Raw genomic sequence first — 13163 nt, 5'->3', positions numbered from 1 at the left:
CGTGGGCGACAGCCCCTTCACGGGCCCGTCACGAGCAGGTCGGCAGGTCCGCGCCCTTCCCCGCGCCGATCGCCTCGATCGCCGCGCGCGCGTCGTCGAGGGTCGCCATCCGCACCACGCGCAACCCGTCCGGCACGTGGCCCACGACCTCGTCGCAGTTGCCCGCGGGGGCCAGGAACCAGTCCGCCCCGGCGTCGCGCGCGCCGAACAGCTTCTGCTGGATGCCGCCGATGGGCCCGACCTCGCCGTCGACGCTCATCGTCCCCGTGCCGGCGACGTGCGCGCCCTTCAGCTCGTCCTCGGGCGTCATCTTCGTGATGATCGCCAGCGCGAACATCGTCCCGGCGCTCGGGCCCCCGATGTCGCCCGGCCGGATCGTGACGTCGACCGGGTAGTCGTAGGACGGGTCGAGGTACACGCCCAGAGCCGCCCGGCCGTCGCCCTCCGCCGTCGTGACGGTGAGGTCCGTCGGCTTCCCGTCCCGCTCGACGCCGAGGACGACGTCGTCGCCCGGCTCGACGTCGTCGAGGTCCGCGAGCAGGTCCTGGTGGGTGACCACCTCGTGCCCGTCGACGCTGCGCACGACGTCGCCCGCCTCGACGACGCCGTCCGCCCCGGACCCGGGAGCGACGCCCGCGATCGTCAGGGTCGCCGGCACCTCGTACCCCAGCTCGGTCAGCGCCGCCACGGTGGCCGAGGACTCGGACCCGGCCATCTGCGCCTGCCCGACCTCCTGCTGCTGCTCCTGGGTGGTCTGCTCCGGGAAGATCGACTCGACCGGCTGGACCGACCGCTCCGGCGAGCCCCAGCCCCACAGCACGTCGCCGAGCAGCACGTCGCCGCCCGGGCCGCCGTACACGGACACGGTGGTGAGGCGCAGCTCCCCGGTGACGTCGTAGGTCTTGGCGCCCTCGATCTCGACGACCGGCTGAGCCGTCGCGCTCTTGCCGCCGCTCGAGGCCTCCCCCGAGCCCTGGACGTCGACGCCCTGCAGGCCCAGCGTGTCCTCGGTGGGGCCCGGGGCCCGGATGGCGTACGGCGTCGGCAGCACGAGCAGGACCGCGGCGAGCAGCGCCGTGACGAGGAGGGACACGCCCAGGGTCACGCTGCGTCGCGACGCGCGCGGCGCGGGGACGGCGTCGCCCTCGGACGCCGAGGAGTCGTCGGGCGCGAGGATGTCGCGGTCGAAGGTCACGGGCACATCATCGCCGACGTTCCTGGACTCCGCGTCAGGTCCCGGACCTCGGACGTCAGGGGGCTCCGGGGGATCTGCGCCGAGAGCGAACCACCGGAACCTCGGCCACCGGTCGGACGTCGTGGGTGGTTACGGTGAAGCGGTCGGCCACGGCCGCCACCCGCCCGCAACCGATTCGCAGCCCTGGCGAGGAGCCCTCATGAGCAACCTTCCCGACGACCCCGAGGGTGCCGAGGAGCGCGAGCGCATGCTGCGCTCGATGCTGGAGGGCTTCTTCGGCGAGCGCACCGACGAGGTCCTCGAGCAGATGCGCGCGCAGGGCATCGACCCCGCCGCGCTGGCCGGCATCCCCGGGGCCGGCGCGCCCGACCCCGCGACCATGCAGCACGTGCTCGCGCAGGTGCAGCGGCTGCTGTCGGCGTCCGGCGACGGCCCCGTGAACACGGACGTCGCGCACGACATCGCGCGGCAGGTCGCCGTCGCGGAGGGAGACCCGTCGCTCACGGGCGGCCAGGCCAAGGCGGCGACGGACGCGCTGGGCGTCGCGGAGCTGTGGCTCGACGCCGTCACCGACCTCCCGCCCGCGGGCGGCCGCACGCACGCCTGGAGCCGCTCGGAGTGGGTGGAGGCCACCCTGCCCGCATGGAACCGGCTGGTCGCCCCCGTCGCGACGTCCGTCGCCGACGCGCTCGCGACGGTGCTGCGCGACCAGCTCCCCGACGACCTCGGCGACGCGGGCGCGCTCGGCATGCCCGGGCTCGGAGGCCTGCCCCCGGGCGCGCTGGGCGGCGGCCTCGACCCCGCCCAGATGATGCGCCGCCTCGGTTCGGCCGTCTTCGGGATGCAGGTGGGCCAGGCCGCGGGGACGCTCTCGCGCGAGGTCTTCGGGTCCACGGACGTCGGCGTCCCCCTGCTGTCCGAGCCGGCCACGGTGCTGCTGCCCACCAACGTCGCGTCGTTCGCCGACGGCCTGGACGCCCCGCTGGAGGAGGTGCGGCTGTTCCTCGCGCTGCGCGAGGCCGCGCACGCCCGGCTGTTCACGCACGTGCCGTGGCTCGCCGCGCACCTGCACGGGCTGGTCGAGCAGTACGCCCGCGGCATCACGATCGACCTCGACGTGCTCGAGCAGCAGGTGCGCGACATCGACCCGAGCGACCCCGAGGCACTGCGCGGCGCGCTCACCGGCGGTGTCTTCGGCCTGCAGCACACCCCGGAGCAGGAGGCCACCCTGCTGCGGCTCGAGACGGCGCTCGCGCTCGTCGAGGGCTGGGTGACCGAGGTCGCCGCGACCGCCGCCCTCCCCCACCTGCCGCACACGTACCCGCTGCGCGAGATGATCCGCCGCCGCCGCGCGGCCGGCGGCCCCGCCGAGCACACCTTCGCCACGCTGGTCGGCCTCGAGCTGCGCCCCCGCCGCTCGCGCGACGCGACCGCACTCTTCGCGCACGTCCTCGCCGAGGGCGGCCCCCAGGCGCGCGACGCCGTCTGGGACCACCCGGACCTGCTGCCGGGCACCGCGGACCTCGACGACCCCTCCGGCTACTTCTCGCGCCGCGCCGCCCAGGCGGACGAGCAGTCCGACCTCGACGCCGCGCTCGCGCAGATCTTCGACGCCGCGGAGAGCGGGACGGACGACGCCGGGACCTCCGGGGACACGTCACCGGAGGACGCGGCGGAGCCCGGCGACACGTCGGAGCGAGGAGACGAGAAGAAGCCGGGCGACGACGTCCGCTGACGCGACGGGACCCGCCGGGCTCAGCCCGCCGGGCTCTCCGGCTCGTCGCCCGCCGGCGCGGGCGACGAGCCGCCGTCGTCCTGGACGAACGACACACCCTCGAGGAAGCCGCGCGCCCGCTCGGTGCGCGGGTAGCCCTCCAGCAGCTGCCAGAAGGCGGGGCCGTGCCCCGCGTGCAGCAGGTGGGCGAGCTCGTGCAGCAGCACGTAGTCGAGCACCCACTCGGGCATCCCCTGGACGCGCGTCGAGATCCGGATCGAGCCGTCGACCAGCGTGCAGGAGCCCCATCGGCGGCCCTGGTGGGGCGACCACGACACGCTCGTCGGGTGCGCGCGTCCACCGAGGTACCGTTCGGACAGCTCGTGCGCCCGCTCCACGAGCTGGGCATCGGACGGACGGCGGCGCCGCTCCTTGTCCTCCAGCCGGGCGAGCATCTTCGCGACCCACTCGCGCTCCTGGGCCCGGGAGAAGCGCGCGGGAATGGCCACGACGGTGCGTTCGCCGTCGCGGTAGGCGCTCACCGTGGCGGTCCGCCGGCGGCTGCGCCGGACCTCCACCGACGTCATCGTGTCGTGGGCCACGGAACCGACGGTACCGGGGATTCGCGCGGTTTGTGCGGCAGAACACACCAGACCTGGGCGGCGGGCACCTGTGGACGACCCGCCGAGGGCACCCGCGGCGCGTGCCAGGGTGACCGCATGGCAGACGCCGAGCGCCCGGGAACCGGGACGAGCGACCCCCGCACGCTGCGGCCCGCGACGCCCGTGCTCGACCACGGCGACGGCGAGGTCCTCCTCGGCACCGACCCGCGCTGGAGCCTGGTGCTGTCCGGGCTGGCCGACCACGAGTCGCGCTGGCTGCGCGACCTCGGGACCCGCCGGCACCACTCCCTGGACCGCAGCGCCCGCCACTGGGGCGTGACGACGGAGCGCCAGGCGCAGATCGTGCGCGCGCTCGACGGCGGCGGGTTCCTCGTGCGCCGCCCCGCCGCCGGCGCCCTACCCGCCTCGGCGGGGTGGTCCCCCGACGTCGCGGTCCTGGGGGCGCTGCGCCCCGACGGGTCCGGTACGGCCACGCTCGCGCGCCGGGAGGGGTGTACCGTCGGGCTGCACGGCCTCGGCCGGCTCGGCGTGGTGCTGGCCGGGCTGCTCGCCTCCGCCGGCGTCGGCTCGCTGGTGCTCGACGACCGGGACCCCGTGCACGTCGGCGACCTCGGGCTCGGCGCCTACGGCCCCGCCGACGTGGGCCGTCCTCGTGAGGAGGCGGCGGCGGACCTCCTGCGCCGGCGGCATCCCGCCCTGCGGGTGGGGAGCATGCTGCCGGCCGGGGTCTCGCCCGACGTCGTCGTGATGGTCGAGGCGCACGCCCCGCGCCCCGCGCGCTACGAGCGGCTGCTGGGTGCGGCCGTGCCGCACCTGCCCGTCGTGGTCCGCGAGGCGGACGTCCTGGTCGGCCCGCTCGTGCTGCCCGGCCGGTCCGCGTGCGTCGGCTGCGTCGACCGGCACGCCGCGGACGCCGACGCCCGCTGGCCCGCGACGGTCGCCGACCTGGACCGGCGGCCGGCATCGGACGTCGCCCACGAGACGACCCTCGCCGCGACCGCGGCGGCCCTCGGCGCCGGGCAGGTGCTCGCGCTGCTCGACGGGTCGACCCCCGCCACGGTCGGTCGCGTCCTGGAGGTGGCCCTGCCCGAGGCGGTGCCCCGGGCGCGGGACGTCGCGCCGCACCCCGGCTGCGGCTGCGTCCGCCTGCCCGTCCGCCCCCGGGCATGACGACGGGCCCCCGGCGAGATCGAGGAAGTGCGGCCGCACGAGGTGCGGGCACACTCCCCCGGGTCTCGCCGGAGGCCCGTGCGTTCAGCGGCGCACCGGGTGTCCCGGCAGCGCTGCGCGGTCATGCCGCGACGGTCTCCGACTTCCGGGGCCGGCCGCGACCGCGCTTGCGGGCGACGACCTTGCCGTCGACGAAGACCTCACCACCCCACACGCCCCAGGGCTCCTGGCGCTCGAGAGCGCCGGCGAGGCAGCCGGCCTGCAGCGGGCAGGTGCGGCACATCGCCTTGGCCTCTTCGACCTGGGCGCTGTGCTCGGCGAACCAGAGCTCGGGGTCTCCCGTGCGGCACGGCAGGAGCGCCGCGAACTGGCGGTCGAGCTCGGCCACCTCGGCCGGGCTCTGGGTGAGGGGTTGATGCGGGGTCCAGGGGCCGGATCCGCCCTGGGGGATCGTGTCGAGCAGCCGCTCGTCCAACAGCTGTGCGAGGCGCACGCGTTCCTCCGTCAGGTCCTGTGTGATTCGAACGTCGGTGTTCAGGACCTGCGGGTGGCCCCCTGGTGTCAGGGGGCCGGCTTCTGCGACCTGGTGAGGTCTTCTTCCCTGGGCGGAAAGACGAAAGCCGCGGGTCCCGGGTGGACTCCGCGGCCTGGACCGGTTGCTAGACCGGATGGCTCCAGGGGGCGGAGTCGGGTGCGATGTGGAGATCGGCGACGCCTGCTCCGTGCTTCCGCGCACGGAACGGGCGGACAGCGCTGAGCTCGCCGAAGGCAGACGTGTACCCCGGCGCGCCAACAGACGCGTTCGCCATCACGATCTGATTCATCGTGTCCATCTTGTGCACCCACCTCCTCACTCTTCTCGGACGATCCGCCTCTCGGCAGACGCCACTTCCGTCTGGGACTCTCCGAGCATAGACGGCGCCGCCGGGACCGCCACATCTTTTTTAGAAGTTTTTTCGGAGCAATTTTCTCCGCCCCCTGACGGGGCCCTCCGGCTACGACGCGGAGGCCCCCTCGGCACCGAGCGGGCCGACGATCCGCAGGTCGCCCAGGCACACCTCCACCGCCGCGGCCACACCGTCCTCGTCGAGCCCGTCGGGAACGGCACGGATCTGGAGGCCGCCCTCGTCCCGTCCGGCGTCGAAGCCCGCTGCGCGGAGGCAGTCGACCTGGACCTGGCGCAGGTCCTCGACCTCCGCGGCGGTGACCAGGCCGTCGGACAGGATCGCCCTGCCCCGCTCGGTCTTGACCTGCCCGTACGCCTCGTGGACCTCCGGGGACATCTCGTCGTGGATCGTGCCGTCGTGCTCTCCGCCGTGGTCGCCGTGCCCGCTCTCGCTCACGGCGCGGGGGCCGCTCCCGTCCCCCGGCGTCGCGCCCGCCGGCCCGCAGGCGGCGAGGAACGAGACCAGCAGGACGGACGCGGCGACCGCCGGCCATCGCGGCGTGCCGGGGCGGATCGGCACGGCACCGTGCTCGGTCGGAAACATCCTCGTCACCCCTCGTCGCGGTACGTCCCGGGACAATCTGGCACCGCGCCGAGGACCACGACAAGGGTTCCGGTCGGACCCGCCCACAAATACGGGAACTCCCGTACGTGCTCAGTCGATCGAGTCGGAGACGATCGCGAGGATCGTCTGCCCGTACCGGTCGATCTTCGCGGGGCCGACCCCGTTGACGCGCGCGAGCTGGGCCACCGACGTCGGCTTGAGCTCCGCGATCGCCGCGAGCGTCGCGTCGCCGAGGACGGTGAACGCCGGCTTGTCGGTCTCCCGCGCCACCGACAGGCGCCACTCGCGCAGCGCGTCGAACAGGGCCACGTCGTGCTCCCCGGTGAGCTGCTGCCGGGCCTGCCCGCGCGCCCCGCGGCCACGGCCGCGGCGGTCCGCGGGGTCGTCCGGCCAGAGCCCGTCGAGGAAGCGCGTGCGCTTCCTCGTCGCCCGTCCGCCCGGGTTGCGGGAGCGCGCGAACGACAGCTCCAGGTGCTCGCGCGCCCGGGTGACGCCGACGTAGAGCAGCCGGCGCTCCTCGGCCACGGCCTCGTCCGTCTCGGCGAAGGAGATGGGCATGAGGCCCTCGCTCACGCCCGCGAGGAAGACGGCGTCCCACTCCAGGCCCTTCGCCGCGTGCAGCGACGCCAGCGTGACGCCCTCCACGGTCGGCGCGTGCTGCGCCGAGGCGCGCTCCTCCAGCTCGCCGACCAGCGTGGCGACGGTGGCCGGGGAGTCCGCGGGCGCGGCGGCCGCGACGTCGTCCGCCAGCCCGACGAGCGCCTGCATCGCCTCCCACCGCTCCCGGGTCGCGCCGCGGGCGGCGGGCGGCTGCTCCGACCAGCCGGCCGTGGTCAGCACGTCGCGCACCTGCTCCGGCATCGGCTGGTCCGGGTCCGCCGAGCGGGCGGCGCCGCGCAGCAGCACGATCGCGTCACGCACCTCCTTGCGCTGGAAGAACCGCTCGCCGCCGCGCACGAGGTAGCTGACGCCCGCGTCCGCGAGCGCCGACTCGAACGCCGCCGACTGCGCGTTGGTGCGGTACAGCACCGCGATCTCGCTGGGCCGCACGCCCGACGCGACGAGGCGGCCCGCGCGGGCGGCGATCCCGGCGGCCTCCGCGTCGTCGTCGTCGTACGTCGTGAAGCTGATGGGGGGCCCCGACGGGCGCTGCGCCACCAGCTCGAGCGCGCCGGGCACGCGGCCGCGGCGCAGGACCTGGTTGGCGAGGTGCACGACCTGCGGCGTGGAGCGGTAGTCGCGCACCAGGCGGACGACCTGGGCGTCGGTGTACGTCCGCGTGAAGTCGAGCAGGTAGTGCGGCGTCGCGCCCGTGAAGGAGTAGATGGTCTGCGACGGGTCGCCCACGACGCAGAGCTCCTTGCGCCCGCCCAGCCACTGGTCGAGCAGGAACTGCTGCAGGGGCGAGACGTCCTGGTACTCGTCGACGAGGAAGTGCCGGTACTGGGAGCGCACCTCGTCGGCGACCTGCTTGTGCGAGTTCAGCATGTCCGCGAGCATCAGCAGGACGTCCTCGAAGTCGATGACACCCCGCTCGGTCTTGACGTCCTCGTAGGCCGTGATGAGCCGCGCCACCGTCTGGTGGTCGTAGCCCGACGGCGCGGGCCGGTCGTCCGCGGCCGCGGCCTTCACGTAGTCCTCCGCGGTGACCAGGGAGACCTTCGCCCACTCGACCTCGGAGGACAGGTCGCGGACCGCGACCCGGTCGACGCTCACGCCGACGCGGCGCGCGGCCTCGGCGACCGCCGGGGCCTTGTGCTCGAGGATGCGCGGCGGCGCCCCGCCCACGACGCGCGGCCAGAAGTAGCCGAGCTGGCGCAGCGCGGCGGCGTGGAACGTGCGCGCCTGGACGCCGGCCACCCCGAGGTCGCGCAGCCGGGTGCGCATCTCCCCCGCGGCGCGCGCGGTGAACGTCACCGCCAGCACGGACGTCGGCTTGTACGCGCCCGAGCGCACCCCGTAGGCGATGCGGTGCGTGATCGCGCGCGTCTTGCCGGTGCCCGCGCCCGCCAGGACGCACACCGGCCCGGCGAGGGCGAGCGCCACGTCCCGCTGCTCGGGGTCGAGCGCGTCGAGGATCGCGTCGGGATGAACGAGGGCGTTCGGGGAGTTGGTGGCTGTCGACATCGTCTGCGATTCTCGCAGCCGTCGCCCACATCCCGCGCCCGCCGTCCCCAGGCGCGGCCGGACCAGCACAGGAGGACCCCGATGACCGACGCCGCGCCGCAGCTCCCCGAGCCGGGCACCGTCACGATGTACTCGACCGCGTGGTGCGGCTACTGCCGCCGCCTGCGCACCCAGCTGGACTCCGAGGGCATCGGCTACACGGTGGTCGACATCGAGGACCAGCCGGAGACCGCGGCGTTCGTGGAGCAGGTCAACGGGGGCAACCGCACCGTGCCCACCGTCGTCTTCCCGGACGGCACCGCCGCGACCAACCCGTCGCTGCTCGACGTCAGGTCCCGGCTGGCCGCCTGACCGGGCGGCGCGGCACGGGCGGCCCCGCCGCGGGCCGTCCCGACGCCGCGAACCGCGCCGGCGTGGTGCCCAGCACCCGCCGGAAGTGCCGCGTGAGGTGCGCCTGGTCGGCGAACCCCGCGGCCGCGGCCGCCTCCGCCGGCGGCCGGCCGTCGAGCAGCAGCCCGCGCGCCCGGTCGACGCGGCGCGTCACCAGGTACTGGTGGGGCGGGATGCCGAAGCGCCGCGAGAACGCACGGACCAGGTGGGTCGGGTGCGCACCGAGCAGCGCGCCCGCGGCCCCGAGCGCGACCCCCTCGACGAGGCGCTCGTCGAGCAGGTCGCGCAGGTCTGCCGCCAGCCCCCGCGGCGGCGGCGCCGCGGCGCTCTCGCCCGCGCCGCCCGGGCGCAGCCGGGCGTGCAGCCGCTCGGCCACGAGGGCCAGCCGGCTCTCCGCCTCCAGCTCGTCCCCGGGGCGCGCCAGCGCGTCGTGCAGGAGGCCCACGCGCCGTCGCAGCGGGGCGTCGACCAGGTCGGGGGCGTCGACGGCGGCCCCGACGAGGCCGGGGTCGAGCCAGGTCCCGTCCAGGTAGACCACGCGCTTGCGGAAGCCCTCCCGCGAGGCCGGCGCACCGTTGTGCGGCACCTGGGGCGGCAGCAGCGTCACCGTGTCCCGCGGGGTGCCGTGCTCACGCCGGCCGAGCTCGTAGCGCACGGCGCCGTCGTCGACCACCAGCAGCGTCCACGCGTCGTGCACGTGCATCGGGTACGCGTGCTGCGCGAAGCGCGCGTGCAGCACCTCGGCGACCCCCGGGACCCGGGGCCGCCAGGCACGCACCGAGCTCGTCGGGCCGCCACCGGGCCGGCTGGGGGTCATGCCAAGAACGTACAAGACCGCGCCCCGCGCCCGGCGCGAGCATCGGGGCATGACCACGCTCACCGCACCCGGCACCGCCCCCTCGACCGACGACCCGACCGCCGCCGTCCGCTTCGACACCAAGATCGCCGTCGTGCTGCGCGACGACCTCGCGACCTGGCAGCGCCTGAACGTCACGGCCTTCCTCGTCAGCGGGCTCGGCACCCGCGCGCCCGAGGTCGTCGGCGAGCCGTACGCGGACGCCGACGGCACCGCGTACCTGCCGATGTTCCGGCAGCCCGTCCTCGTCTTCGAGGGCTCCGCGGGGCTGCTCGCCTCCGCGCACGCCCGCGCGGTGTCGAGGTCCCTCGTGCGGGCGGTCTTCACCGGGGACCTGTTCGCCACCGGCCACGACGCCGCGAACCGCGCGGCCGTGCGGGCGGTGCCGGCCGACCGCCTGGACCTGGTCGGGCTCGCGGTCTACGGCCCGCGGAACGCCGTCGACAAGACGGTCAAGGGCGCGCGCATGCACCCCTGAGCGCCTCCCTCGCCGACCCGGCCGGCCGTCACGGGACGGGCAGCTCGCCCCCGTACCACTCCTCGACGAGGGCGCGGGCGATCGACGGGCGCCCGGGGAGGCCCACCTCCCCGGCGCGCACGCCCGCGGCCAGCTCCTCGCGCGTGAACCACCGCGCGTCGGTCACCTCGGCCCCGTCCACGCGCACGTCGGTCGTGACGGCCCGTGCGCGGAAGCCCAGCATGAGCGACGCCGGGAAGGGCCACGGCTGGCTCCCGCGGTACAGCACGTCGCCCGGGCCGTCGCCGATCACGACCGACGTCTCCTCCGCCACCTCGCGGCGCACCGCCTGCTCGAGGCCCTCCCCCGGCTCCACGTAGCCCGCGAGCGTCGAGAACCGGCCCGCCGGCCAGTGCGCGGCGTGCCCCAGCAGCAGGCGGTCGGCGTCGTCCACCACCGTCATGATCACGGCAGGGTCGGTGCGCGGGTAGACCTCGACGTCCTGCGCCGGGCACCGGCGCACCCAGCCCGCCTGCTCGACGACGGTCGGCTCCCCGCAGCGCGGGCACCGCTCGTGCGACGCGTGCCAGGCGGCCAGCGCGACAGCCTCGGACGCGAGCCCGTCCCGGCGCCGTCCGCCGACCTCGCGCAGCCCCGCCCACGCGTGCTCGCGCGCCAGCCGTGTGGCGGGCGACGCCGGGGACACGCCCTCGATCCCGACCGCGTCCGCGTCCGCCTCGTCCGGCAGCACGAGGGCGAGCAGCCCGGCGCCGTCCTCCACGCCCAGGAACAGCCACCGGTGGCCCGGCACGTGCCCGTCGGGGCGGTCGCCCCGGTCCGCCTCGGCGGGCAGCCCCGCCACCGCCGCCGGGTCGACCAGCAGGACGTCGCCCGCGTCGTCGACGGCCACGCGGCCGCGCAGCACGAGCAGCACCCGCGAGGCCGGGTCGGCGAGCAGCCCGGGCACCAGCCCCGGCTCGCCGCGACGCTCGGAGGCGCGGTCGTGGGTGGCGCGGGTGTAGCTGAGGTCCGGGAGCGGGAAGGGAGCCGTCACGCCCCGACCGTACCCGCCGGGCGCCCGCGCGGGACGTCGGCGGACACGCGCGCCGCGGTGCTCCCGGGCGGGCCCCGCCAGCGTCTACGGTGGGCTGGTGCCACGCAGCCCGCTCGCCCTCGCCGCCCTCGCGACGGCCGCCGTCCCGGGCCTGGACGCCCGCTCGGTCCGCCCCGAGGAGCTGCCCGGCGACTACGACGTCGCCGTCGTCACCGCCGACGACGGCGTCGACTGGCTCGTGCGCGCGCCCCGCACCACGATGGCCGGCGCCGCCCTGGAGGCGGAGACCGAGCTGCTGGAGGCGCTGCACCTCTACGTCGACGCGGGCGTGCTGCCGTTCACGGTGCCGCAGGTGGCCGGCTTCGCCCTGCTGCCCGAGGGCGGGCGGGCCGTCGTCCACCGGCACGTGACGGGGACCGCCCTCGACCTCGAGTCGCTGCGCCCCGGCCCCGGCCTCGCCGCCGACCTCGGCCGTACCCTCGCCGCGGTGCACGAGCTGCCGGCGTCCGTCGTCGAGTCGTGCGGGCTCCCGTCGTACACCGCGGCCGAGTACCGCGAGCGCCGGCTCGTGGAGCTCGACGAGGCCGCCGCGACCGGCCTCGTGCCGCCCACGCTGCTGCGCCGCTGGGAGGCGGCGCTCGAGGACGTGGCGCTGTGGCGCTTCCAGCCCGTCGTCGTGCACGGCGACCTCGCCACCGACCAGATGCTCGTCACCGGCGGGCGGGTCACCGCGATCAGCGGCTGGTCCGACGCCCGCGTGGCGGACCCCGCCGACGACCTCGCCTGGCTGCTCGTCGCCGCCCCGCCGGACGCCGTCGACTCGATCATGGAGGCGTACCAGCTGCGCCGCACCGAGCTGCACGACGCGCGGCTCGTCGACCGCGCCCTGCTCGTGGGCGAGCTGGCCCTCGCCCGGTGGCTGCTGCACGGCGTCCGCCGCGACCTGCCCGACGTCGTCGCCGACGCCGAGGCGATGCTGGCCGACCTCGACGAGGCGACGCGCGAGGACGCCCCCGCCTGACCGCTGCCCCGGCCGCCTCACGCGCCGGCCGGCCGCGCTGCGAGGTGGGCGAAACCTCGGCATGACGCACCCCCGCCAGGCGAAACACGACCTCAACGCGCCCGCGACCTGGCGACAACCTGCGGCGGACAGACTCGGCGGCACGCAAGCGCCACCACTCTGGCCGAAGGGTCCGCCATGTCGTACGTCATGCCCCAGGACTTCGTCTCGCAGATGATCGCCACGGGCGAGAAGAAGCTGTTCATGTCCACCCGGGACACCCTCATCCGCTCCTTCATGGGCGGGGCGATCCTCGCGCTCGCCGCCGCGATGGCGGTGACCATCTCGACGAACACCGGCAACCCGCTGCTCGGGGCGGTGTTCTTCCCGATCGGCTTCATCATGCTGTACCTCATGGGCTTCGACCTGCTCACGGGCGTGTTCACGCTGGTGCCGTTCGCGGTCATCGCCCGCCGGCCCGGCGCCACCTGGGGCGGCATGTGGCGCAACTGGGGCCTCGTGTTCTGCGGCAACTTCGCCGGCGCGTTCACCGTCGCCGTGCTCATGGCGATCACGTTCACCTACGGGTTCTCGGTGGCCCCCAACGAGGTGGGCCAGGCGATCGGCCACATCGGCGAGGGGCGCACCGTCGGGTACGCCGACCACGGCGCCGCCGGCATGCTCACGCTGTTCGTGCGCGGCGTCCTGTGCAACTGGATGGTCTCCACCGGCGTCGTCGCCTTCCTCATGTCGAAGGACACGATCAGCAAGGCCGTCGTGATGTGGATGCCCGTGTTCCTGTTCTTCTACCTGGGCTTCGAGCACTCCGTGGTGAACATGTTCCTGTTCCCCTCCGGCCTCCTGCTCGGCGGCGACTTCACGGTCATGGACTACCTCGTCTGGAACGAGATCCCCACCGTGCTCGGGAACCTCGTCGGCGGCCTGACCTTCGTCGGCCTGCCCCTGTACCTCACGCACTACCGCACCCGGCCCGAGCGCCGCCGCCCCGTGCCCGTCGAGGCCGTCACCGAGGACCGCGTGGCCACGCCGGTCGGCTGACCGGCCC

Annotated in this window: 13 protein-coding genes; 6 read left to right on the top strand and 7 right to left on the bottom strand. The window is 75.5% G+C overall.

The features are described 5' to 3' along the window. Positions 1-28 precede the first annotated feature (28 nt). Positions 29-1195, bottom strand: a complete 1167-nt coding sequence (locus tag ACFU5J_RS07400; RefSeq protein ID WP_430574787.1) for a PDZ domain-containing protein — start codon at positions 1193-1195, stop codon at positions 29-31. Positions 1196-1394: 199 nt separating this feature from the next. On the opposite strand from ACFU5J_RS07400, the gene ACFU5J_RS07395 reads away from it, so the two are divergent. Next, positions 1395-2930 (top strand): zinc-dependent metalloprotease, encoded by a 1536-nt coding sequence (locus tag ACFU5J_RS07395; protein ID WP_430578284.1) that lies wholly within the window; start codon positions 1395-1397, stop codon positions 2928-2930. 20 nt (positions 2931-2950) lie between these two features. Here ACFU5J_RS07395 and ACFU5J_RS07390 read toward each other — a convergent pair whose 3' ends face one another. After that, complete coding sequence (locus ACFU5J_RS07390) at positions 2951-3496, bottom strand: M48 family metallopeptidase (RefSeq protein WP_430575362.1); 546 nt, start codon at positions 3494-3496, stop codon at positions 2951-2953. 132 nt (positions 3497-3628) lie between these two features. On the opposite strand from ACFU5J_RS07390, the gene ACFU5J_RS07385 reads away from it, so the two are divergent. Then, the gene (locus ACFU5J_RS07385) at positions 3629-4702 is read left to right on the top strand and encodes a ThiF family adenylyltransferase (RefSeq protein WP_430578283.1); all 1074 of its coding nucleotides are present in this window, start codon (positions 3629-3631) and stop codon (positions 4700-4702) included. 121 nt (positions 4703-4823) lie between these two features. Here ACFU5J_RS07385 and ACFU5J_RS07380 read toward each other — a convergent pair whose 3' ends face one another. The 3 genes from ACFU5J_RS07380 to ACFU5J_RS07370 form a co-directional block, all read right to left on the bottom strand. Beyond that, a complete protein-coding gene (locus tag ACFU5J_RS07380; protein ID WP_430574784.1) occupies positions 4824-5195 on the bottom strand; it encodes a WhiB family transcriptional regulator in 372 nt (123 codons plus the stop codon). Positions 5196-5697: 502 nt separating this feature from the next. Next, positions 5698-6192, bottom strand: a complete 495-nt coding sequence (locus ACFU5J_RS07375) for a hypothetical protein (RefSeq protein WP_430578282.1) — start codon at positions 6190-6192, stop codon at positions 5698-5700. 111 nt (positions 6193-6303) lie between these two features. Then, positions 6304-8340 (bottom strand): ATP-dependent DNA helicase UvrD2, encoded by a 2037-nt coding sequence (locus ACFU5J_RS07370; protein ID WP_430578281.1) that lies wholly within the window; start codon positions 8338-8340, stop codon positions 6304-6306. 81 nt (positions 8341-8421) lie between these two features. Here ACFU5J_RS07370 and ACFU5J_RS07365 point away from each other — a divergent pair, with 81 nt between their 5' ends. Next, the gene (locus ACFU5J_RS07365) at positions 8422-8691 is read left to right on the top strand and encodes a mycoredoxin (protein ID WP_430574781.1); all 270 of its coding nucleotides are present in this window, start codon (positions 8422-8424) and stop codon (positions 8689-8691) included. Here ACFU5J_RS07365 and ACFU5J_RS07360 read toward each other — a convergent pair. Next, on the bottom strand, positions 8669-9547 hold the full coding sequence (locus ACFU5J_RS07360; RefSeq protein WP_430578280.1) for an AraC family transcriptional regulator: 879 nt from the start codon (positions 9545-9547) through the stop codon (positions 8669-8671). The genes ACFU5J_RS07365 and ACFU5J_RS07360 overlap by 23 nt on opposite strands. A 49-nt stretch (positions 9548-9596) precedes the next feature. On the opposite strand from ACFU5J_RS07360, the gene ACFU5J_RS07355 reads away from it, so the two are divergent. Continuing rightward, complete coding sequence (locus ACFU5J_RS07355) at positions 9597-10064, top strand: DUF2000 family protein (RefSeq protein WP_430578279.1); 468 nt, start codon at positions 9597-9599, stop codon at positions 10062-10064. Between the two features lie 28 nt (positions 10065-10092). Here ACFU5J_RS07355 and nudC read toward each other — a convergent pair whose 3' ends face one another. After that, the gene (nudC, locus tag ACFU5J_RS07350; protein ID WP_430578278.1) at positions 10093-11097 is read right to left on the bottom strand and encodes an NAD(+) diphosphatase; all 1005 of its coding nucleotides are present in this window, start codon (positions 11095-11097) and stop codon (positions 10093-10095) included. A 97-nt stretch (positions 11098-11194) separates the two neighbouring features. On the opposite strand from nudC, the gene ACFU5J_RS07345 reads away from it, so the two are divergent. Both ACFU5J_RS07345 and ACFU5J_RS07340 read left to right on the top strand, forming a co-directional pair. Beyond that, positions 11195-12118, top strand: coding sequence for a macrolide 2'-phosphotransferase (locus ACFU5J_RS07345; RefSeq protein ID WP_430574777.1), 924 nt, complete (start codon positions 11195-11197; stop codon positions 12116-12118). Between the two features lie 177 nt (positions 12119-12295). Further along, positions 12296-13156, top strand: a complete 861-nt coding sequence (locus tag ACFU5J_RS07340) for a formate/nitrite transporter family protein (protein ID WP_430578277.1) — start codon at positions 12296-12298, stop codon at positions 13154-13156. Positions 13157-13163: the final 7 nt, after the last annotated feature.

The sequence above is a fragment of the Isoptericola sp. NPDC057559 genome (assembly GCF_042801555.1).
Taxonomy (GTDB): Bacteria; Actinomycetota; Actinomycetes; order Actinomycetales; family Cellulomonadaceae; genus Isoptericola.
The sequence above is the reverse complement of the archived record's forward strand: the minus strand, read 5'-3'. Positions and strand labels throughout refer to the sequence as shown.